Below are 19491 nucleotides of genomic sequence, written 5' to 3'. Positions count from 1 at the left end.
ACGGGGGGGGCGGGGTTCCTCCCGGGGGGGGGGGGCCCCCCCCCGGGGGCCCGGGGGGGGGGGGGGGGCGGCCCCCCCCCGGGGGGGCGGGCGGGGGCCCCCCCCCCCCGGGGCCGCCCCGCCCCCGAAACCCACGCCCCCGAAACCCACGCCCCGGGACCCCACGCCCGGAACGCCCACGCCCCGGCACCCCAACCTGTGGCACCCCAATCACCCCTGCGGAACGGGATCATGACGCTCTCGACACCCACGCGCCCGGCCGCCCGGGCCGACGCACGCTGGACCCCCGTCCTGTGGGGCCTGCTGTTCGTGCTCGCCGGCAACATGCTCATCGACGCCCTGGAAGTGTCCGTCGCGCTGGTCGCGCTGCCCTCGGTCGGCGCCGACCTGGGACTCGCGACGGCCGAACTCCAGTGGCTGGTCTCCGGCTTCGCGGTCGGCTTCGGCGGGCTGCTGCTGTTCGGCGGCCGCCTGGTCGCGATCCGCGGCCGGCGCCCGGTCTACCTGGCCGCGCTGCTGGTGTTCGCCGCCGCCTCACTGGTGGGCGCGCTGGCCGACAGCATGGCGCTGCTGGTGGCCACCCGCTTCGTCAAGGGTTTCTGCGCGGCGCTGACCGCGCCGACCGGACTCGCCATCATCGCCGCCACCTTCCCCGAAGGACCGGCCCGCCGGCGGGCGCTGTCGGTGTACTCGCTGTTCGGCGCGGGCGGGTTCTCCGCCGGGCTGCTGCTGTCCGGGGCGCTCACCGGACTCGGCTGGCGCTGGACCTTCGCCTTCCCGGCACCCGTCGCCCTGGCGCTGTTCGCCGCCGCGCTCCGCCTGATCCCGCGCGACCTGCCCGACGAGAAGGCCCCGCGCCGCTACGACGCGGCGGGCGCGGCCACCCTCACCGGCGCGGTGATGCTGCTGCCGGCCGCCCTCACCTCGGGGGCGCGGTACGGCTGGGACGCCCCGGTCACCGTCGCGGCGTTCCTGCTCGCGGCGCTGCTCGCGGCCGCCTTCGTGCGGATCGAACTCACCGCCCGCGAACCGCTGGTGCGGCTCGACCTGCTGCGCCACGGGCCGCTGCTGCGCTCCGCGCTCGGCGCCGGCGCGCTCAACGGCTCGTACCTGGGCCTGCTGCTGGTCGCCACCCTCGACTTGCAGCAGCGCGCGGGCCACGGCCCCTGGCTCACCGGCCTGGCGTTCCTGCCGGCCGCCGCCCCGCTCGCCCTGACCGCGCTGCACTCCGGCCGGCTGGTCGCCCGCTTCGGCCCGCCCCGGCTGATCGCGGCGGGCGCCGCCGCGGCGCCGCTCGGCTACCTCCTCTACTCGCCCGACGGATCCGAACTGTCGTACGTGACAGGCGTGTTGCCCACGATGCTGCTCCTCGGAGCGGCGTTCGTGCTGGCCTTCACCGCCTTCCACGTGCAGGCCACCGGTTCCGTGGCCCCCGCCGACCAGGCGGCGGCCGGCGGACTCTACCAGACCTTCGTGCAGCTGGGGGCGGCCGTCATGACCGCCCTGTGCGGCTCGTTGTACCCCGCGGGGCAGCGGCCGGTGCTGTACCTGATCACGGCCGTCGGCCTGCTCGGCCTGGCCGTCGCACTCCACGGCCTAGGACAGGCCCTCGTGCCCCGGCGGGCGGCGCACACCGCCGCCCGTCAACTCCCCGAATGAGAACAGGAAAAGGTGAAGAAGATGTCGAACGATCCGCTGCGGCTGGCCGTCATCATCAGCAGCGTCCGCGAGGGCCGGTTCGGACCGGTCGTGGGCGAGTGGTTCACGGAGCAGGCGAAGGGACGCGGCGACCTCGAGGTCGACGTCATCGACCTGATCGAGCACGAGATGCCGTTCGCGCACTCGTTCAACCCGTCCGGTGACGCCCTCGAGCAGCTCTCGAAGATCTCGCCCCGCCTGGAGGCGGCCGACGCGTTCGTCGTGGTGACGCCGGAGTACAACCACAGCTTCCCGGCCTCGCTGAAGCACGTCATCGACTGGCACTACACGCAGTGGCGCGCCAAGCCGGTCGGCTTCGTCTCCTACGGCGGTCTGGCCGGCGGCCTGCGCGCCGTCGAGCAGCTGCGGCCGATCTTCGCCGAGCTGCACGCGGTGACCGTCCGCGACGTCGTCAGCTTCCACACCCCGTGGGAGAACTTCGAGAACGGCAAGCCCAAGGACGAGACCGGCCCGGCCGGCGCCGCCAAGGTGCTCCTCGACCAGCTCTCCTGGTGGGCCAACGTGCTGCGCGAGGGCCGCACCCGGATCCCGTACCAGGCCTGACCCGCGGCTCCGGGGGGAGCGCGGCACACACCGCGCTCCCCCGGAGCGGCGCCTACCGGAAAGGGACATGACTGTGAACCGCACGGCGCGCCCCACCCGCACGTGCACCGCCGGCACCGGGGCGGTGACGGCGCCCGACCGGGCCCGACTCGCCGCCGCCGACCACGCCGAACGCACCCGGGTCCTCGACGCTTACGTCCGCCAGGAGCTCGGCCGGGTCCTCGGCATCGCCCCCCACCAGGTGGACACCACCGGCCGGCCGATGCGCAGCCTGGGCGTCGGCTCCATCGCCGGGCTGGAACTCCAGCGCCGGATGGAGCACGCCCTCCAGGTCGAGCTCAACCTGCAGATGCTGCTGCTCGCCAACAGCGCGGCCGAACTGGTGGAGTGCCTGGCCGGACAGCTCGGCCCGCTCGGCCCGCACCCGGCGGCGGTGGCCGCCCCCCACGGCACCGCGGTCCCCGCATGACCGCCGCCCGGGCCACCGTCCGCACGCTTGCCGACCAGGAGTTCACCCTCGGCGACGGCAGGCTCGACCTCTGGCTGATGCGCAGCCCGCACCCCGCCACCGCGCACCTGCTCGACCGCTCCGAGCTCGACGCCGCCGAGCGCCGCCGCGCCGACTCCTTCGTCCGCCCCGCCGACGGACTGCTGTACGCGACGGTCCACGTCGCGCTGCGCCGGCTGCTCGGCCGCTACCTGCACACCGCGCCCGAGGACGTGCGCTTCACCCGCGAGCCGTGCCCCGGCTGCGGCGAACGCCACGGCCGCCCCGCGCTGGACAGGTCCCCGCTGCCCCTGCACTTCTCGCTGTCGCACAGCAGCGCCGTCGCCCTGATCGGCGTCGCCACCGCACCGCTCGGCGTGGACGTCGAACGGCTGCCCCGGGCCGAGACCATCGAGGTCTGCACCGGCGCCCTGCACCCCGAGGAGCAGGCCGAACTGGCGTGCCACCAGCACGAGTTCGAGCGTGCGGAGGGCTTCGGGCGGATCTGGACCCGCAAGGAGGCCTACCTCAAGGGCATCGGCACCGGCCTGAGCCGGTCGCCCGCCCAGGACTACCTCGGCGCCCGCTCCGCCCGCCACCCGGCCGGCTGGACGGTGTTCGACGTGCCCTGCACCACCACCCACGCGGCCGCCGCGGCCGTGCGCGGCGCCGGCCCCCTGACCGCCGGGGTCCGCTGGCTGGACGAGGGGTGGCTGCACGCCGCTCCGGTGCCGGCCCTCGCCGGCTGAACGACCGGGCCCCTGAACGGCCGGGCCCCGTCCGACCCGACTTTTGACCAAGGAGAGTGGGAACCACATGTCCGCGAGCGACCAGACGATACGGGCCCGCATCGAGGAGTTGACGGAGCTCAAGGAGACGGTGCGCGCCGGAGACGACGCCGCCACCGAACGCCAGCACGCCAAGGGCAAGCTCACCGCCCACGAGCGCGTCCAACTCCTGCTGGACAAGGGCTCGTTCAACGAGGTCGAGGCGCTGCGCCGGCACCGCGCCACCGGCTTCGGCCTGGAGCGGAAGAAACCGCACAGCGACGGCGTCGTGACCGGCTGGGGCACCGTGCACGGCCGCACCGTCTTCGTGTACGCCCACGACTTCCGGATCTTCGGCGGCGCGCTCGGCGAGGCGCACGCCCAGAAGATCCACAAGATCATGGACCTGGCGGAGGCGGCCGGCGCCCCGCTGGTCTCCCTCAACGACGGTGCGGGCGCCCGCATCCAGGAGGGCGTCACCGCGCTCGCCGGGTACGGCGGCATCTTCCTGCGCAACACCCGCGCCTCCGGCGTCATCCCGCAGATCTCGGTGATGCTCGGCCCGTGCGCGGGCGGCGCCGCCTACTCCCCGGCGCTCACCGACTTCGTGTTCATGGTCCGCGAGACCTCGCAGATGTTCATCACCGGACCGGACGTGGTCAAGGCCGTCACCGGCGAGGAGATCACCCAGAACGGCCTCGGCGGCGCCGACGTGCACGCCGGCACCTCGGGCGTCGCGCACTTCGCGTACGACGACGAGGAGCACTGCATCGAGGACGTGCGGTACCTGCTGTCCCTGCTGCCCGCCAACAACCGCGAACTCGCCCCCGTCGAGCGCTCCGGCGACCCCGCCGACCGGCTCAACGAGTCGCTGCTCGACCTCGTCCCGGCCGAGCCCGGCAAGGCCTACGACATGCGCAAGGTGATCGCCGAAGTCGTCGACGACGGCGAGTACTTCGAGGTGCACTCGGCCTGGGCGCCGAACATCGTCTGCGCGTTCAGCCGGCTCGACGGGCACGTGGTCGGCATCGTCGCCAACCAGCCCTCCGCGATGGCCGGCGTGCTGGACATCGAGGCCTCCGAGAAGGGCGCGCGGTTCGTCCAGTTCTGCGACGCCTTCAACATCCCGCTGATCACCCTGGTCGACGTGCCCGGCTTCCTGCCCGGCGTCGACCAGGAGCACAACGGCGTCATCCGGCGCGGCGCGAAACTCCTGTACGCGTACTGCAACGCCACCGTGCCGCGGATCTCCCTGGTGGTCCGCAAGGCCTACGGCGGCGCCTACATCGTCATGGACTCGCGCTCCATCGGCGCCGACCTCGCGCTCGCCTGGCCCACCAACGAGATCGCCGTGATGGGCGCCGAGGGCGCCGCCAACGTGGTCTTCCGCCGCGAGATCAACGCCGCCGACGACCCCGAGGCCGTCCGCGAGGCGCGCATCCAGGAGTACAAGGACGAGCTGATGCACCCGTACTACGCGGCCGAGCGCGGCCTGATCGACGACGTCATCGACCCGCGCGAGACCCGCTCCGTGCTGATCCGCTCGCTGGACATGCTGCGCGCCAAGCACTCCGAACTGCCGTCCCGCAAGCACGGCAACCCGCCGCAGTGACCACCCGCCACCGAGAGAGAAGACCCGACGTGACCACTCAACCCTCCGACGTCCTCCGCATCGAGAAGGGCATGCCCACCGACGAGGAACTGGCCGCCGTCACCGTGGCCCTGCTCCTCGCCACCAGCCGGGCCGCGGACCCCGCCGGCACCGCCACGCTGGCCCGCGCCCGCTGGCGGCGGGTGGACCGCGCCTTCGGCCACCGCACCCCCCGCAGCTGGCGCAGCGAGGCCTCGCACCTCGCCCGCACCTTCGGCGAAGCCGCATGACACTCACCATCGAGGACCTCGCCGCCGAACTCGCCGCACTGCGCGCCCGGGTCCAGGAACTCACCGACGGCGCGGAGATCAGCGCACTGATCAACCGCTACGTCACCCTGCTCGACACCCAGGACGAGCACGGCTACGACGAGACCTGGCCGCCCACCGTCTTCACCGACGACGCGGTGCTGCACTTCCCGATCGGCACCCACCGGGGCATCGACGGGGTGGCGCGGTTCCACTACGAGGCCAAGGCCAAGTTCGACCGCACGCTGCACCTGAGCGCCAACCACGTGATCAGCCTGGACGGCGACCGGGGCACCGTCCGGTTCCACGTGGTGGCCACCCACGTGCACCACCGGGAGGCCGGCGCGGCGCTGTTCGACATCGGCGGCCACTACGGCGGCGTGGTGGTGCGCACCCCGCAGGGCTGGCGCTTCCAGGAGTGGAGCTTCAACCTCACCTGGGCCGACGGCCCCGGCCCCGACGGGACCCCGGTGCAGTGAACCGGCCGCCGTGCGGGCAGCAGGAGAGGCGGTACGAGCGGGCCGCTCGTACCGCCTCCCGGGCGGGGTGTTCAGCGCTTGCCGAAGAACGCCAGCAGCTCGGGCGGGAAGGCGCCGGACGCCGCGGCCTGCGCGGTGAAGGCCTCGGCCAGCCCCGTCAGCCGGGCCACGGACTCGGCGCCCAGGTGCTCGTACGGTGCGCGGTCGAGCCGGTCGGTCTCCGCCTCCAGCTGCGTGCGCAGCAGCTCGCCGTGCGCGGTCAGCGCCCCGTCCGCGTCCATCAGGCCGCGTTCGCGCAGCCGGTCCTCGGCGGCGGACCAGTCGGCCTCGGTCCAGCCGCGCTTGGTCATCACGACCTCCTTGGGCATGCCGTCGCCGCTCGCGCAGTGCGAGACCAGGGCGTCGATCCCGTCGAGCTCGGCGTGCTGGAGCGCCGCGATGTGGGCGTCGCCGCGGTGCTCGCGCAGCAGGGTGGCGGCGTACCAGAGCGCCAAGTGCGGTTCCTGCGGCACCGGTTGGTCGGCGTGGGCGGAGAACATCGGACGCCCGGCGCGCTGCCCGGCCTCGGCGGCGGACAGCGCGAGCCGGGCGGCCTCGGCCATCCCGGCCGAGGCCAGCGTCTCCTCGCCGAGGTGGCGGCGCAGCAGGGCGTCCACCGCGGCCAGCCGCAGTTCGACGACGGTGGCGGGCGGTACCAGGCTCCACACGTGCGGCAGGTGCTCGGCGATCAGCGGGTGCGCGAAGCCGTAGAACGCGGCCGTGACCGTGCCCGCCGCCACCGGGCCGAGCGGGCCGGCCCGGCCCGCGAGGTAGACGGCCATCGAGTCGTCGACGCCGTACTCCGCCAGGCTCTCGGCGAAGTCCGGGCTGAAGTACACGGTCGAGTGCAGCGCGTTGAGGGCTTCCTGGCAGCGGCGCCCGGCGAGCGGGGACAGCGGAATCGGGGTCATGGCCGAGACGGTAAATGGCGCCCGTGTCATATCGAAAGGCCGCTGTGTCAGAACTGCTGAAACAAATGTCAGAACGAGGAAAAGAATGCCGAATTCGCCGTGGGGGAGCGGAGAGTTGAGGTTCGAGACGTGCGCGAATACGGGCGAGGAAGAGGAACAGTCATGACACACGAGACCAGCGCCGCCGCCGGGCGGCCCGCCGGCGGCCGCCCGCTGCTGGTGACGCTGCTGCTGGCCAGCATGCTCACCACCATGGCCGGGGCGATCGTGGCACCGGCCCTTCCGGCGATGGAGAAGCACTTCGCCGACGTCGGCCACGTCGGGCTGCTGGTGCGCATGGTGCTCACCGTGCCCGGCCTGGCCATCGCCTTCGGCGCGCCGGTGGTGGGCGCGCTGATCGACCGGAGCGGGCGCAAGCCGATCCTGGTCGCCTCGGTCGCCCTGTTCGCCGTGGCGGGCAGCACCGGCCTGTTCCTGAGCAACCTGTACGCGATCCTGGTGTTCCGGCTGCTGCTCGGCATCGCCGTCGCCGGCATCATGACCGCGACCACCACCCTGGTCGCCGACCACTACCCCGGGCAGCAGCGCTCCCGGGTCCTCGGACTCCAGGCCGGCTTCATGGGCTTCGGCGGCGTGGCCTTCCTGTCCCTCGGCGGGGCCCTGGCCGACATCAGCTGGCGCGGCCCGTTCGCCATCTACCTGGTGGCCGTGCCGATGACCTTCCTGACCCTGTGGCTGATCCGCGAACCGCGCCCCGCGGACGGCGCCGCCGCCGAGGCAGAGGCGGCCGACACCGCGGGCGGCTTCCCGAAGCTGGCCTTCGGCATCTACGCCCTGGTCTTCGCCGCCCAGCTGGTCTTCTACGCCATCCCCTCCCAACTCCCGTTCTACCTCGACGAGTTGGCCCACGTCGGGGCGGGTGGCAGCGGACTGGCCATCGCGCTGATGAGCCTGTCCACCGCACTGGTCGGGCTGTCCTACGGCCGCATCGGAAAGAACCGCAGCCACCGCACCATCGCCGTCACCACCTTCGTCCTGCTGGCGGTCGGTTACACCGCGATCGGCGCCGCCACCGGCGTGCCGCTGGTGCTCGCCGGGCTGCTGGTGGCCGGCGCCGGCATCGGCCTGCTGATCCCCAACCTCAACACCTGGCTGGTGTCGCGCACCCCCGTCGCGATGCGCGGCCGGGCCCTGAGCGGCGTCACCTCGACCCTGTTCCTCGGCCAGTTCGTCTCGCCCCTGGTGAGCCAGCCGGTGAGCGGCGCCGTCGGCATCGGCGGCGTCTACCTGACCGCCGCCGGCTTCGCCGCCGTCGTCGCCGTGCTGGTCCTGCTCACGGTGCGCGGCGGGACGGCCCGACCGGCACCGCGAACGGACGCCGTACGCAAGCCCGTTGAGGTCCCCGCGGAGGCCTGAGCCGTCAGCCGCCCACCGCCCGCGTCCCGTACGTCTTCAATTCGAGAAAGGCCCCCGCATGGCTCCCGCCGAGACCCCGGTCCGCCGCGTCGAGATCGTCCTCGACATCATCTGCGCACACTCCTACATCGGCTACGCGCGCTTCACCGAGGCCGCCCGCCGCTTCCGCGCCGACGGCGGCCGGCTCGAAGTCACCTTCCTGCCGTTCCAGCTCGACCAGGACTCCACCAGCGAGGGCGAGCCGCTGATCCCCGTCCTGCTGCGCAAGTTCGGCCCCGACGCGCTCGCCAGCACCGAACGCGTCGCGAAGACCGCCGCCGCCGACGGCCTCGACCTGCGCTTCGCCGAGGTCGTGCACACCCAGACCTTCGACGCCCACCGCCAGATCCTGCACGCCGCCCGGTCCGGCCGCGCCGAGGAGATGACCGAACGCCTGTTCCGCGCCTACTTCACCGAGGGCCTCAACGTGGCCGACCCGGACGTCCTCGCCGGCCTCGGCCAGGAAGTCGGAGTCGACAAGCCGATGGCCGACGGCGAGGGCACGGAGGAGACCCGCACCATGCTCGAGCAGGTGCACCACCGGATGCGGGTGCGCTCCATCCCGCAATTCCTGTTCGACGACGGCACCGTGCTGAGCGGCGCCCAGCCCGTGAGCGCCTTCGAAGCCGCCCTGCGCGCCGCGGCGCCACACGTGAACGCCCATGACTGAGCCGCAGAGCACCCGCCCACCCCAGGTACGCCGGATCACCCTCGACGCGGCCGGCGTACCGCTCTCGGCCCTGCTCGCCGAGACACCCGCGCCGCCGCGCGCCGTCATCGTCGCCATCCACGGCGGCGGCATGAGCGCCGGCTACTTCGACAGCCGGGCCCGCCCCGGGCTCTCCCTGCTCACCCTCGGCGCCGAACTCGGCTACACCGTCCTGGCGATCGACCGGCCCGGCTACGGCGCGTCCGCCGAACACCTGCCCGACGGACAGGGTGTCCTGGACCAGGCCGACACCCTGAACGCCGCCCTCGCCGACTTCGCCCGCGACCGCGACATCGGCGGCGGCTTCTTCCTCCTCGCCCACTCCAACGGCGGCAAACTCGCCCTCGCCGCAGGCGCCCGTACCGGCGAACACCCCCTGATCGGGCTCGACATCTCCGGCCTCGGCAGCCGCCTCGCGGTCGAACCGCACCAGATGCCCGGCTCCGACGGCCACGGCGCCTGGCGCAAACACTGGGGCGCGCTGCGCCTCTACCCGCCGGACGCCTTCCGGCTCGGCCGCTCCCTGGTCTCGCCCGTCCCCACCCGCGAGGCCCAGGAGGGCCCGCTGTGGCCCGAGCTCTACCCCGGACTCGCCGAACTCGTCCGGGTACCCGTCCGGTTCACCTTCGCCGAGCAGGAACAGTGGTGGCACTTCGACGAGGACGCCATCGCCGCCCTGCGCAGACCGCTCGCCGCCCCCCGGGTCGCCGTCGACCACCAGCCGGACGCCGGACACAACATCAGCCTCGGCTGGGCGGCCCGCACCTACCACCTGCGCGCCCTGGCCTTCCTGGAGGAGTGCCTGCTCGCCCAGGACGCCGCGCCGCCCCGGCCGGTACGGCGCCGGGCCACCGCCGAACTCCCGGCATCCGCCGGCGATTTCGACAACCGCCTCGACGACCGTGCGGCCCCCTGCCTGGTCTGAACCCTGCTCCGCCTGTTCCCGCTCGTCCTGCTCGTCCCGCGCGTCCTGCTCGTCCTGCGCGTCCTGCTCGTCCCGCGCGTCCTGCTCGTCCTGCGCGTCCTGCTCGTCCTGCGCGTCCTGCTCGTCCTGCGCGTCCTGCGCGTCCTGCGCGTCCTGCTTGTCCCGCGCGTCCTGCTTGTCCCGCGCGTCCTGCGCGTCCTGCGCGTCCTGCGCGTCCCGCTCGTCCTGCTCGTCCCGACTCGTTCCGCCTGTTTCGCCTGTTTCGCCGACCCGGAAAGGATCCCCGCGTGACTTCCGACCTGTTGGAGAGCCAAGACCGGACCACCTTCGAGATATTCGGCACCAGGCCCACCGTCGCGGGCCGCGTGTTCACCCGCCCCGCCCTGCTGGCCGGTGAGGACCGGGACGCCCCGGACCACCACATCTTCCGGGGCACCGACTGACCGGCCCGCAGTGCCCCGGCCCGGTGGGGCGGGCTGGGGCACCGACCGCCGGGCGGCGTGCTACTCACCCACCTGCTCGCCCGCGGAACGGGTGTGCACCACCCGGTAGGTGTTGACGTCCCGCCAGGTGCTCAGCGCCGCGACCCGCTCGTCCACCTTCACCCGCTCCGCTCCCCGCTCGCCCTCCGGACGGCCGCGGAAGGCGTCGTGGGCCTCCTTGCTGTCCCACTGCCCGTACACCACCACGAACCTGCCCTCGACACCGCGGGCGCGCAGCCCGCGCAGCACGGTGTGGGTGCGATAGCCGGGCACGTTCACCAGCCACCCCTGCGAGGCGCCCAGGGCGTCGATCAGCTCCTCCTGGTCGGCCTCCGCGACGCCGAACAGCTCGATGACCGTCCAGTCGTCCCGCTCGGGAGACAGCTCGGTGCCGCCGGCCTCCCGCTGCTGCGTGAACGCGATCTCGTTCTGCAACAGCCGCACGGAGGTGGCGAGTTGGCCGAACGCCGGCGCTGTGCGGCGCTTGAACTCCTCGTCGGCGTAGCGGGCCTCCAGGTCCGCGGCGCTGCGCCACTGGATGAAGTTGGCGGTGCCCGGGCTGTCCTGCCCCGCGTGGACGGTGGTGGAGATCCAGCCCTCGATGTCGGCGGTGTCGGTGACCCCGCGCATGGCCGTCAGCAGCTCCTGCTGCTTCTCCGGGGTGGCGGTGGTGAACACGTTGAGGACGGTGAGGCGCCCGTCGTTGGCAGTGATCTTCGGCATTCTCTCGGCTCCTGACTTGAGGGAAATCGCGCTGTCCGGGACTCCTGGCTCCGTCCCGAGGTCACTTCAACCGACCGGACAGCGCTTCGGACTGTGCGGCGAACCAGCCGGTGCGCTACCCGGCGAAGGCCGCCGCGTGCTCCTCGGCCCAGCCGGCGAAGGAGCCGGCCGGACGGGCCGTCAGCCGCTTCACCGTGGTGTCCACCCCCGTCTTCGCTCCCGCCAACTGCCGCTCGGCACTGGCCAGCAGTGCCTCGGCGACCGGCTCCGGGTACCGCCGCGACCACTGGGCCAGGGCCTGCTCCCGGCCCAACTCCTCGAACCTGACCGGGCGTTGGAGCGCCCGGCCGATCCACTCCGCCTGCTCGGCCGCGCTGATGGCCTCCGGGCCGGTCAGCGTGTACGCCTTGCCCTCGTGCCCGGGTTCGGTGAGTGCCTTCACCGCCACCCGCGCGATGTCGCGAGGGTCCACGCACGAGTTGCGCGTGGTGCCGTACAGCGCGCGGACGACACCTTCGGCCCGGACGGTCGCCGCCCAGCCCAGCGTGTTCGACATGAACGATCGCGGCCGGAGGAACGTCCAGTCGAGCCCCGACGCGCGGATGCTCTCCTCCGCCCCGCGCTGCCAGCGGGTGATCAGATCGTCGGCCAGCGGATCCGTGACGGCCGCGGCGGAGAGCTTTACCAGGTGCCGCACACCGGCGTTCCGGGCCGCCGCGACGAAGCGGACGTCGTCCTGCCCGCCGACGTCGCTGGTCACCACGAACGCCGAACTCGCCCCCCGTAAACCGCGCTTCAGCGACTCCTCGTCCCGATAGTCACCCTCAACGACCTCGTCCGCTTCACTCGTACGCGTGACACGGCCCGGATCCCTGGCCAGAATGCGCAACGGCACCCGGCCGGACAGCCGACGGACCACCTCGCGTCCCACCGTCCCGGTGGCACCCGTGACCAGGATCATCGTCGCCGCCCGCTCAGCCGAGCTCGCCGCGAAGCGTGGCCTCGAACACCGGACGGTCGCCCTGACGCCCGGTCACCCGCACGGCCGGCTCCCCGGTCGCGGGGTCCGTGACCTCCTGCGCCTGGATCAGGCAATCCTCGGTCAGCTCCACGTAGTTGAAGAAGGACGCGTCGGCGGCCCAGGGAGCGAACGCCCCCGGCCGGGCCACCGCCGTGGCCGCCTGCCGCGCCGCCTCCAGCAGGAGCATGCCCGGCACGTGGTCCTTGGGGCTCTGGAACAAGGTCCGGTGCTCGGTGTCGACCCGCAGCAGCCACTCCCGTTCCCGCGAGGTGGCCGACAGCAGGACGTCCTCGTCCCGGGAGCGCCCCACCGCCGCCGCCGCGACGGCCGGCACCGTGGGCCGCACCGACAGCAGATCGGTCCGGCCGCCCCGCAGCCGCCGGTACACACCCGGGCTGACCACCTGGAAGTCGATGCTGCCACCGGCCACGGTGACCTCCGCCAGCCGGATCTCGATCCTGGCCTCGGTCGTGCCCCGCGACCTGCCCCCGAAGCCCGGAATCGAGACCCGGACCCGCAGGTCCGTCGGATCCGCCCCGACCGCGAGACGCTCGGGGGAGCAGTGGTACCGCATGTTCTGCAGCACGAACGCCTGGCCGACCGGGACGCCGAAGCCCGCGTGCGCCACCAAGTGGACGGACTGGCGCACGGTTTCGGCGACCAGCAGCGGATCCACCCGGCGCCCGGCCATCAGCTCGAAGAAAGGGTGACGCGCGGGCCACTGCCCGGTCAGCACGAAGGTGTCCGCGCCGGTCCGCCGCCAGCCGTGCAGGAACGCGTCCTGGGCGCGGGCGCGGTGGAGCATCTCCAGCGTCGCGATGCCGGATTCCGGCTGAACGTGCAGTGCGTCGGGTGCGGTCAGCGTCGCCTCGAGCATGGTCCCCCCCTTGGGGTAGGTAATGTGTTGTAAAATACAGACTGGACGGTTTCGCTGTACGGTGAGTATGTGTCAGTGTGCGTTCAGTAACCAGCAACGCTTGAGGGGCACGGAGGAGGCTGTATGGCCATTCAGGACAGGGCGATCCGAACCAGAAAGACAATCGTCGCCGCGGCGGCGAAGGTCTTCGAGGAGCACGGGTACCAGGCCGCCACGATCATGCAGATCCTCAAAGAGGCCGGCGTGACAAAGGGTGCTTTGTACTTCCACTTCAAGTCCAAGGAGGACCTGGCCCGCGGGGTCCTCGCGGAACAGGGGCAGACCGCCGAACTGCCCGACCGGAACATCAAGGCCCAGCAGTTGGTCGACCTGGTCATGCTGCACGCCCACCGCCTGCAGACGGACCCGCTGGTCCGCGCCTCGGTGCGCCTGACCCTCAACTCGCTGGAGCAGGACCTCGACCGCTCCGGCCCCTTCCAGGAGTTCGGCAGGATCTGCCGCAGCATCCTCGCCGCCGCGAAGGAACAGGGCGAACTGCTGCCCCATGTCGACGTGGCGGAAGCCTCCGACGTGGTCGTCGGCTCCTTCGGCGGCATCCAGGCCATGTCCGAGGCCCTCACCGGCTACCAGGACCTCGACCGCCGCGCCCAGTCCCTGCTGCGCTACCTGCTGCCGAGCATCGTCGTCCCCTCCGTCCTCGCCGCCCTGCTCTACGGCGCCGACCGAGGTGGTCAGGTGTACGAGGAGTTGACGGCCCCGTAGGGCGAGTCGTGAGCCGCGCCACCGTCATTCCGGGTGGTGCGGCTTTGTGTTGCGGTGCACAGCGACCTTGGCATGACGGCTCCAGCAATGAGAAGCGAACTCTGGCCAGTTGGGTGGATCGCGCGCGGGCGAACGTGAGCGGGCAGTCGCACCGCACGTCCCACTGATCGCCGCATCACCCTGATCGAATAACAGCCACTACACCCCGTACGCCCGCCGAACAAATCGGACGCCACACCCCAGAACGCCCCGCACAAGCTCCGGGGCGGCCGGCTGACTTCATCGATCAAGAGCAAGTAGCCAATAAGATACAGGCGGGTCGGTTTTTAATCAAGGCTCCCTCGAGCGCCCCTCGAGCACTCTGTGCAGCCCCCGTCGCACTCGACCACCTGACCCCCTCTCTCCACCGCCACCCACCCCGAGCCCCCACCGGACGAGCCTGCGTGGCGGGGCCGTTCTCCGTCAACACCGCTACTGCGTCCGCAGATTGGTCCTGCTCCGGCTTCTCGTCCAGCTCGGCGGCGGTGGGCAGATCGTAGTTGCTCGGCGTCTCCGGGGTGGCCGCCCCGTGGTACCTGGTCGCGGTGCGCCACAGCGCCTCCGGGGCGGGTACCTCCGCCATTAGCTGCTCCACCTTGGCGAGGTATGCCGAGTGGCGCTCGGTATCCACCCTGAGCCGGCCCATCACGGTCTCGAAGAACGCCCGGCTCGCCCGGTGCTTGAAGGCCGGCCCCTCCTCGAAGCAGATCCGCGCCACCGTGTCGAGGCTGAACTGCAAGCGCGCCACCGTGGTGGAGACCTGCACCTTCCAGCCCTGCTCCGCGATCACCGGCTCGGCGGGCTGCCAGTGCATCCACACCCCGTCCGGCGCCCCGCGCCAGCCGGCCGGCACCTCACTGGGCCGGTAGCGCTCGCCCACCTCGGGGGCCCACGGTGACGGTCAGCCGGGGTGACCGGCCGCACACCGGCGCGTTCACGGTGGATGGTGCGGTCCTGCTGGGGCTCGGCGCGGACCAGGTCGTCCGGGGTCAGGGCGGGCACGAGCAGGAGGTCATGACGCTCGCGGACTACCGGGCCGTGGCCGACTCGCGCTGCCGCTGACGACTACGGCTGCGAGGGAGTGGCGGCGGCGAACGGCCAGGCGGTGATGTCCCGGTAGTGGATCGGGCCGGGGCCGCGGCCGATGTTGCTGCCGACCAGGTGGAGCCGGTCGGTGTGCCAGCTGCGCCCGGTGAAGCCGGCCAGGTCGGCGGCCACGGCCGGGACGCCGAGCGGGTCGTCGCGGCGGGCCCGGGCCAGCGTGAGGTGCGGGCGCAACGGGCGCTCCAGGAAGTCGATCCCGCAGGACCTGACCAGCCGCCGGACCTCGTCGGCGAGGGCGTGCAGCCCCGCCAGGTCGCCGTCGATGCCGCTCCACAGCAGCCGGCCGTCGAAGTGTCCGCCGCCGCGCAGCCGCAGCTCCAGGGCCGGCCGCGAGCCGGCGGTGCCGGCCAGTGCGGTGAGCAGCAACGGCACGACGGCGGTGGGGAGTTCACCGAGGAAGGCGAGCGTGATGTGCCAGTCCTCGATCCGGTTCCAGCGCAGCTGCGGGTGGGCGGCGTAGGCGGGCGCCAGCGCGCGGGCCAGTTCGTCCTTGGCCTCGTCGGGCGGTGCCAGCGCCACGAATATGCGCCGGGTCGGGGGCTCTTCGGGGCTCACCGCCCAGCACCGCCTTCAGTTCCCGGGCGGCCACCGACCTGGCCACCACCTGCAACAACGGTACACACCACGAACCCAGCCGGTTCCCTGCCTGTACCCGCAGGTCAGGCCGCGACTCCTCCGAGGTCCAGCGGGATCGGGGCCGCCGCGGTCAGTTGCGGGTCGAGGGTGAGCGCGCTGACGCCCAGCGGCTCGAACAGGGCGCGCAGCGCGGGCTCGGCGAGCGAGATCCAGGGCTGACCGGGGCCGAGCACGGCGATCAGCTGCTGCTCCGACGAGAAGGCGACCGCGGTGCGGTCACCGACGGCGGTACGGAAGACACGGACCGTGTGGCCCAGCGGGCCCGGCCGGACGGGTACCACCAGCCGTCCGGCCGGGGTGCGTTCCGAGGGCTTCGGACGGACGGGGTGCAACTGCTGCTTCACGGCATACCTCCACACAACGGTCGAGACACCAAGCGCCGCTCGCGGGCGCAGCAGAGACGCTATCCCCGCTCACCACCGGGGCTGTCACCTTCCGGCAAGATCCGTACGGCCCGTTGACGCGCGCCCCGTGACGCCCGTCAACGTCCCGTCAGGGCAAGGCCGATCGGTGTAGCCCCTGCGTCAAGGAGGGGTGCGATCGGCGCGCGCCGGGCTTGCACTGGAGTGGTCGGGGCCCGGACGAAGGCCCCCGTGACCTCCAGGCGAAAGCGAGCCCACCATGACCGACCTGCAACTCGTCCCCGCGAACCTGCTGAACCCCGCCCCGAGCACGCAGCAGGACCGACCCGACGACGCGATCCTCCGCCGCCTGCTGCGCACACCGGCCCTCGACGCCGCACCCGACCGCACCAACGACCGCCCGGAAGGCCGCCCCGCCGCCGGACACTGCCGCTTCACCATGCACTACGAGGACTGACGGCGCCCCGCACACCGGGCCGAAGCCCGTACCCTCCCGTCGAGCCCAGGAGAACCCCCGCGATGACCACCCTGTCCACCCGCCCGCTCGCGCACCCGCACGACCCGCCCCGGCCCCTCGGCAGCCCCTGGCCCGCGTCCGCCGTCCCCGGGCGCGGCGGCGACGTGCTGCTCGGCGGTGTCGGCCTGCGCGAGGCCGCCGAGCGCTTCGGGACCCCGCTGTACGTGCTCGACGAGGACGAGGTCCGGCTGCGCGCCCGGGCCTACCGCCGCGCCCTGCCGCAGTCGGACGTGCTGTACGCCGCGAAGGCGTTCCTGTGCACGGCGATGGCCGACTGGATCGCCGACGAGGGCCTCGGCCTCGACGTCTGCTCGGCCGGCGAACTGCGTCTGGCCGCCGCCGCGGGCTTCCCGCCCGGGCGGATCCTGCTGCACGGGAACGCCAAGTCCCCGGAGGAGCTGCGGCTGGCCCGCCGCCTGCGGGTGGGCCGGATCGTCGTCGACAACCTCGCCGAGATCCCGCGCCTGGCCGCCCTCACCGCCGCCGACACCCCGCAGCGCGTCCTGGTGCGCGTTCTGCCCGGTGTCGCGGCCGGACACCACAGCGCCGTCCGGACGGGCGTCGACGGGCAGAAGTTCGGCTTCTCGATCGCCGCCGGCGAGGCCGCCGAAGCCGTCCGCCGCATCCTCGCCCAGCCCGGCCTCCGACTGGCGGGCCTGCACTGCCACCTCGGCTCGCAGATCACCGACACCGCCCCCTACCTCACGGCGCTCGACCGCCTGGTCGAGCTGCTCGCCCGGATCCGCGACCGGCACGGCGTCGAGCTGCCCGAACTCGACCTCGGCGGCGGCCACGGCGTCCGCTACCTCCCCGGCGACCCGGAACTCGACCCCGCCCGATTCGCCGCCGAGATCACCGCCCGGCTGGCCGCCCGCTGCGCCGAACACGGCCTTGCCGTACCGAAGTTGACGGTGGAGCCGGGCCGGGCGATCGCCGCCCCCGCCGCAGTCGCCGTCTACCGGGTGCTCTCCGTGAAGCACACTGTCGACGGCCGCGCCTTCGCCGCCGTCGACGGCGGCATGAGCGACAACCCGCGGCCCGCGCTCTACGGCTCCGCCTACACCGTCCGCCCAATCGGCCGCACCGGCACCGCCCCGACCAGGCCGTTCGACGTGGTGGGCTGCCACTGCGAGGCCGGCGACCTGCTGGCCCGCGACGCGCCGCTCCCCGCCGACCTGCGGCCGGGCGACCTGCTGGCCGTCCCGGCCGCCGGGGCGTACCACCTGTCGATGGCCTCCAGCTACAACCACGTGGGCCGCCCGGCCGTCGCCGCGGTCCGCGAGGGCCGGATCCGGCTGCTGATCCGCCGGGAGACCGTCGACGACTTCCGCACCCGCGAGGTCGGCCGCTGACCCGTCCGGCCTGCTCAGGCCGCTGACCCGTCCGGCCTGCTCAGGCCGCTGAACGGCCCGGACGGCTCAGGCGGGTGAGGAGGCCAGTGCGGCGAGCTGTTCGATCAGCGTGCCGGGCCGCTGGAAGGTCAGCCCGGCCAGTGCGACGTGCCGCCAGCGGACCACGCCCTCGGCGTCCAGCACGAAGACCGAGCGGCGCACCCCGATGCCCGGCGCGGTGATGCCGTAGAGCTTGGCGACCCGCTCGCCGGTGTCGGCCAGCAGCGGCAGGCGCAGGCCGCGCTTGCGGGCGAAGCGTTCGTGACTGTCGAGGTCCTGGCCGCTGATGCACCAGACGGCGGCGCCGAGTCCGGTGAACTGGTCGAGCTCGGAGTTGTAGGAGCAGAGCTGCCGGGTGCAGACCAGGGTGTCGTCACCCGGATAGAAGACCAGTACGAGCGGGGTGCCCTTGGCGTCCGCGAGCCGGTACTCGCGGCGGTGGGCGGTGTCCTGGTCGAGCTGTACCCCGGCCAGCGTGAAGTCGGGGGCGGGCGTGCCCGGTTCGGGGGGTCGGGCCATCGTGGTGTCCTTTCCGAGGGGGCGGCAGTGCTTCAGAGTTCGACAACTACCTTGCCCCGGTTGGCGGTTCGGGCCTCACCGTACAGGCTCTGGTAGGCGGTGGGGATGGCGTCGAAGCCCTGGTGGACGGTCTGGCGGTGGAAGATCTCGCCGCTGCGGACCAGGCTTCCGACCTCGGTGCGGAGTGCGGTCCAGTTGGGCTCGGTGAACCACTCGGGGGCGAAGATCCCGCGGACGGTGGTGCGCGGGAACATGATGTACGGCAGCAGGCGGGGCCCGGTGTGGTCGTTGCCGACCTGGGTGGCCCACTGCCAGCAGACCGCGACCTGGCTGTCGACGTTCAGCATGGTGAACGCCGCGTCGGTGATCGCGCCGCCGAGGTTGTCGAGGTAGCGGTCGATGCCGTCGGGCGCGGCCTTCCGCAGCAGTTCGCCGATCCGGTCGGGGTGGTCGCCGTGCCGGTAGAGGAGCGGCTCGATGCCGAGGCCGGTGAGGTGGTCGGCCTTCTGTTCGGAGCTGGTGGTGCCGATGACGCGGGCGCCGGCCCGGGTGGCGAGCTGTCCGAACAGCGAGCCGACGGCGCCGCTCGCGGCGCTGACCAGGACGGTGTGGCCGGGGCGGACGGTCATGAACTTGGTCAGGGTGCCCCAGGCGGTCATGCCGGGGCCGCCGAGGATGCCCAGCGCGGTGCTGATCGGCAGGGTGTCGTCGTAGTGCGCGGGGTCGAGGCGGCGGTAGTCGGGGAAGATCATCGGGAAGGTTCCGGTCTGCCACAGCCGGGCCTCCCCGGTGCCGACCAGGTGGGTGCACCAGCCGCCGTAGCCCTGCACCAGGTCGCCGACCGCGAACCGGGCGCGCGGCCCGGCCGCCACCACCTCCATGACGGCGTCACCGCCCATCAGGTCGCCGATCGGGGTGTCCAGGGTGATGCCGTGCAGGTAGGGGTCGAGCGAGAGGTAGCGGGTGCGGAACAGCATTTCGTCGTCCCGCAGGCGGATGTCGGTGTCCTCGACCACCTTCCGGTACATCCGTCGGGCATCGGGCACTCCGTCGAGGTGTTCCTGGACGACCCACTTGGCGATCTGCACGGTGCTGTTCTCCTCAACGATTCAACGACTCAACGAC

The 19491-nt window shown here is 72.8% G+C and carries 24 protein-coding genes; 15 read left to right on the top strand and 9 right to left on the bottom strand.

Translation table 11 applies throughout. The features are described 5' to 3' along the window. Positions 1-231: 231 nt before the first annotated feature. From ACIHEI_RS05410 to ACIHEI_RS05380, 7 genes are all read left to right on the top strand, one after another. Positions 232-1659: an MFS transporter gene (locus ACIHEI_RS05410; protein WP_396605696.1), complete on the top strand. Its 1428-nt coding sequence runs from the start codon at positions 232-234 to the stop codon at positions 1657-1659. A gap of 21 nt (positions 1660-1680) precedes the next feature. Continuing rightward, positions 1681-2262 carry an NADPH-dependent FMN reductase gene (locus ACIHEI_RS05405; RefSeq protein ID WP_387636198.1) on the top strand — a complete coding sequence of 194 codons (582 nt, stop codon included), beginning with the start codon at positions 1681-1683 and terminating at the stop codon, positions 2260-2262. A 67-nt stretch (positions 2263-2329) separates the two neighbouring features. Further along, positions 2330-2731 (top strand): acyl carrier protein, encoded by a 402-nt coding sequence (locus ACIHEI_RS05400; RefSeq protein ID WP_387636196.1) that lies wholly within the window; start codon positions 2330-2332, stop codon positions 2729-2731. After that, the gene (locus ACIHEI_RS05395) at positions 2728-3498 is read left to right on the top strand and encodes a 4'-phosphopantetheinyl transferase family protein (protein ID WP_396605695.1); all 771 of its coding nucleotides are present in this window, start codon (positions 2728-2730) and stop codon (positions 3496-3498) included. Before ACIHEI_RS05400 ends, ACIHEI_RS05395 begins: the two co-directional genes overlap by 4 nt. A gap of 67 nt (positions 3499-3565) precedes the next feature. Further along, positions 3566-5128: an acyl-CoA carboxylase subunit beta gene (locus tag ACIHEI_RS05390; RefSeq protein ID WP_387636191.1), complete on the top strand. Its 1563-nt coding sequence runs from the start codon at positions 3566-3568 to the stop codon at positions 5126-5128. A gap of 29 nt (positions 5129-5157) precedes the next feature. Beyond that, on the top strand, positions 5158-5397 hold the full coding sequence (locus tag ACIHEI_RS05385) for an acyl-CoA carboxylase subunit epsilon (protein ID WP_396605694.1): 240 nt from the start codon (positions 5158-5160) through the stop codon (positions 5395-5397). Further along, entirely contained in the window at positions 5394-5894 is a 501-nt protein-coding gene (locus ACIHEI_RS05380; RefSeq protein WP_396605693.1) for a nuclear transport factor 2 family protein, read from the top strand. The genes ACIHEI_RS05385 and ACIHEI_RS05380 overlap by 4 nt, the downstream gene beginning before the upstream one ends. A gap of 71 nt (positions 5895-5965) precedes the next feature. On the opposite strand, the gene ACIHEI_RS05375 is transcribed toward ACIHEI_RS05380, so the two are convergent. Continuing rightward, entirely contained in the window at positions 5966-6844 is an 879-nt protein-coding gene (locus ACIHEI_RS05375) for a hypothetical protein (protein WP_396605692.1), read from the bottom strand. Between the two features lie 162 nt (positions 6845-7006). Between ACIHEI_RS05375 and ACIHEI_RS05370 the strand changes: the two genes are divergently transcribed. From ACIHEI_RS05370 to ACIHEI_RS05355, 4 genes are all read left to right on the top strand, one after another. Continuing rightward, positions 7007-8260: an MFS transporter gene (locus ACIHEI_RS05370; protein ID WP_396605691.1), complete on the top strand. Its 1254-nt coding sequence runs from the start codon at positions 7007-7009 to the stop codon at positions 8258-8260. Positions 8261-8318: 58 nt separating this feature from the next. Continuing rightward, positions 8319-8969: a DsbA family oxidoreductase gene (locus ACIHEI_RS05365; protein WP_396605690.1), complete on the top strand. Its 651-nt coding sequence runs from the start codon at positions 8319-8321 to the stop codon at positions 8967-8969. Continuing rightward, positions 8962-9933, top strand: coding sequence for an alpha/beta hydrolase (locus tag ACIHEI_RS05360; protein WP_396605689.1), 972 nt, complete (start codon positions 8962-8964; stop codon positions 9931-9933). The genes ACIHEI_RS05365 and ACIHEI_RS05360 overlap by 8 nt, the downstream gene beginning before the upstream one ends. Before the next feature lie 287 nt (positions 9934-10220). Further along, entirely contained in the window at positions 10221-10376 is a 156-nt protein-coding gene (locus tag ACIHEI_RS05355; protein ID WP_396605688.1) for a hypothetical protein, read from the top strand. Between the two features lie 60 nt (positions 10377-10436). Here ACIHEI_RS05355 and ACIHEI_RS05350 read toward each other — a convergent pair whose 3' ends face one another. From ACIHEI_RS05350 to ACIHEI_RS05340, 3 genes are all read right to left on the bottom strand, one after another. Next, complete coding sequence (locus tag ACIHEI_RS05350) at positions 10437-11138, bottom strand: antibiotic biosynthesis monooxygenase (RefSeq protein ID WP_396605687.1); 702 nt, start codon at positions 11136-11138, stop codon at positions 10437-10439. A 115-nt stretch (positions 11139-11253) separates the two neighbouring features. Further along, positions 11254-12099 (bottom strand): SDR family oxidoreductase, encoded by an 846-nt coding sequence (locus ACIHEI_RS05345; RefSeq protein WP_396605686.1) that lies wholly within the window; start codon positions 12097-12099, stop codon positions 11254-11256. A 13-nt stretch (positions 12100-12112) separates the two neighbouring features. Then, the gene (locus tag ACIHEI_RS05340) at positions 12113-13036 is read right to left on the bottom strand and encodes a ScbA/BarX family gamma-butyrolactone biosynthesis protein (protein WP_396605685.1); all 924 of its coding nucleotides are present in this window, start codon (positions 13034-13036) and stop codon (positions 12113-12115) included. A 123-nt stretch (positions 13037-13159) separates the two neighbouring features. On the opposite strand from ACIHEI_RS05340, the gene ACIHEI_RS05335 reads away from it, so the two are divergent. Continuing rightward, positions 13160-13798: a ScbR family autoregulator-binding transcription factor gene (locus tag ACIHEI_RS05335; protein ID WP_392950401.1), complete on the top strand. Its 639-nt coding sequence runs from the start codon at positions 13160-13162 to the stop codon at positions 13796-13798. Positions 13799-14084: 286 nt separating this feature from the next. On the opposite strand, the gene ACIHEI_RS05330 is transcribed toward ACIHEI_RS05335, so the two are convergent. Then, on the bottom strand, positions 14085-14717 hold the full coding sequence (locus ACIHEI_RS05330; protein ID WP_396605684.1) for a hypothetical protein: 633 nt from the start codon (positions 14715-14717) through the stop codon (positions 14085-14087). Positions 14718-14731: 14 nt separating this feature from the next. Between ACIHEI_RS05330 and ACIHEI_RS05325 the strand changes: the two genes are divergently transcribed. Then, entirely contained in the window at positions 14732-14899 is a 168-nt protein-coding gene (locus ACIHEI_RS05325) for a hypothetical protein (RefSeq protein WP_396605683.1), read from the top strand. A 3-nt stretch (positions 14900-14902) separates the two neighbouring features. Here the strand turns inward: ACIHEI_RS05325 and thpR are convergent, their stop codons facing one another. Both thpR and ACIHEI_RS05315 read right to left on the bottom strand, forming a co-directional pair. Next, a complete protein-coding gene (thpR, locus tag ACIHEI_RS05320; protein WP_396605682.1) occupies positions 14903-15496 on the bottom strand; it encodes an RNA 2',3'-cyclic phosphodiesterase in 594 nt (197 codons plus the stop codon). A gap of 104 nt (positions 15497-15600) precedes the next feature. Next, the gene (locus tag ACIHEI_RS05315) at positions 15601-15921 is read right to left on the bottom strand and encodes an SAV_915 family protein (protein ID WP_392950420.1); all 321 of its coding nucleotides are present in this window, start codon (positions 15919-15921) and stop codon (positions 15601-15603) included. A 277-nt stretch (positions 15922-16198) separates the two neighbouring features. Between ACIHEI_RS05315 and ACIHEI_RS05310 the strand changes: the two genes are divergently transcribed. Together ACIHEI_RS05310 and lysA are read left to right on the top strand one after the other, a co-directional pair. Further along, positions 16199-16396: a hypothetical protein gene (locus ACIHEI_RS05310; RefSeq protein ID WP_387858984.1), complete on the top strand. Its 198-nt coding sequence runs from the start codon at positions 16199-16201 to the stop codon at positions 16394-16396. 62 nt (positions 16397-16458) lie between these two features. Next, positions 16459-17808, top strand: a complete 1350-nt coding sequence (gene lysA / locus ACIHEI_RS05305) for a diaminopimelate decarboxylase (RefSeq protein ID WP_396605681.1) — start codon at positions 16459-16461, stop codon at positions 17806-17808. A 66-nt stretch (positions 17809-17874) separates the two neighbouring features. On the opposite strand, the gene ACIHEI_RS05300 is transcribed toward lysA, so the two are convergent. Next, complete coding sequence (locus tag ACIHEI_RS05300) at positions 17875-18366, bottom strand: peroxiredoxin (protein ID WP_396605680.1); 492 nt, start codon at positions 18364-18366, stop codon at positions 17875-17877. Between the two features lie 32 nt (positions 18367-18398). Next, complete coding sequence (locus ACIHEI_RS05295; RefSeq protein WP_392950431.1) at positions 18399-19454, bottom strand: MDR family NADP-dependent oxidoreductase; 1056 nt, start codon at positions 19452-19454, stop codon at positions 18399-18401. Between the last annotated feature and the right edge of the window lie 37 nt (positions 19455-19491).

It is taken from the genome of Kitasatospora sp. NPDC051984 (genome assembly GCF_044593455.1).
Classification (GTDB): domain Bacteria; phylum Actinomycetota; class Actinomycetes; order Streptomycetales; family Streptomycetaceae; genus Kitasatospora.
This window is presented reverse-complemented; position numbering and strand designations above follow the sequence as displayed.

What these genes read in the sequence shown, in the direction of transcription:
- ACIHEI_RS05310 (WP_387858984.1), top strand. Translation starts at nt 16,199, where the DNA reads ATGACCGACCTGCAACTCGTCCCCGCGAACCTGCTGAACCCCGCCCCG.
- ACIHEI_RS05335 (WP_392950401.1), top strand. Translation starts at nt 13,160, where the DNA reads ATGGCCATTCAGGACAGGGCGATCCGAACCAGAAAGACAATCGTCGCC.
- ACIHEI_RS05395 (WP_396605695.1), top strand. Translation starts at nt 2,728, where the DNA reads ATGACCGCCGCCCGGGCCACCGTCCGCACGCTTGCCGACCAGGAGTTC.
- ACIHEI_RS05365 (WP_396605690.1), top strand. Translation starts at nt 8,319, where the DNA reads ATGGCTCCCGCCGAGACCCCGGTCCGCCGCGTCGAGATCGTCCTCGAC.
- ACIHEI_RS05390 (WP_387636191.1), top strand. Translation starts at nt 3,566, where the DNA reads ATGTCCGCGAGCGACCAGACGATACGGGCCCGCATCGAGGAGTTGACG.
- ACIHEI_RS05400 (WP_387636196.1), top strand. Translation starts at nt 2,330, where the DNA reads ATGACTGTGAACCGCACGGCGCGCCCCACCCGCACGTGCACCGCCGGC.
- ACIHEI_RS05380 (WP_396605693.1), top strand. Translation starts at nt 5,394, where the DNA reads ATGACACTCACCATCGAGGACCTCGCCGCCGAACTCGCCGCACTGCGC.
- ACIHEI_RS05360 (WP_396605689.1), top strand. Translation starts at nt 8,962, where the DNA reads ATGACTGAGCCGCAGAGCACCCGCCCACCCCAGGTACGCCGGATCACC.
- ACIHEI_RS05410 (WP_396605696.1), top strand. Translation starts at nt 232, where the DNA reads ATGACGCTCTCGACACCCACGCGCCCGGCCGCCCGGGCCGACGCACGC.
- ACIHEI_RS05345 (WP_396605686.1), bottom strand. Translation starts at nt 12,099, where the DNA reads ATGATCCTGGTCACGGGTGCCACCGGGACGGTGGGACGCGAGGTGGTC.
- ACIHEI_RS05405 (WP_387636198.1), top strand. Translation starts at nt 1,681, where the DNA reads ATGTCGAACGATCCGCTGCGGCTGGCCGTCATCATCAGCAGCGTCCGC.
- ACIHEI_RS05375 (WP_396605692.1), bottom strand. Translation starts at nt 6,844, where the DNA reads ATGACCCCGATTCCGCTGTCCCCGCTCGCCGGGCGCCGCTGCCAGGAA.
- ACIHEI_RS05370 (WP_396605691.1), top strand. Translation starts at nt 7,007, where the DNA reads ATGACACACGAGACCAGCGCCGCCGCCGGGCGGCCCGCCGGCGGCCGC.
- ACIHEI_RS05350 (WP_396605687.1), bottom strand. Translation starts at nt 11,138, where the DNA reads ATGCCGAAGATCACTGCCAACGACGGGCGCCTCACCGTCCTCAACGTG.
- ACIHEI_RS05340 (WP_396605685.1), bottom strand. Translation starts at nt 13,036, where the DNA reads ATGCTCGAGGCGACGCTGACCGCACCCGACGCACTGCACGTTCAGCCG.
- ACIHEI_RS05300 (WP_396605680.1), bottom strand. Translation starts at nt 18,366, where the DNA reads ATGGCCCGACCCCCCGAACCGGGCACGCCCGCCCCCGACTTCACGCTG.
- lysA (WP_396605681.1), top strand. Translation starts at nt 16,459, where the DNA reads ATGACCACCCTGTCCACCCGCCCGCTCGCGCACCCGCACGACCCGCCC.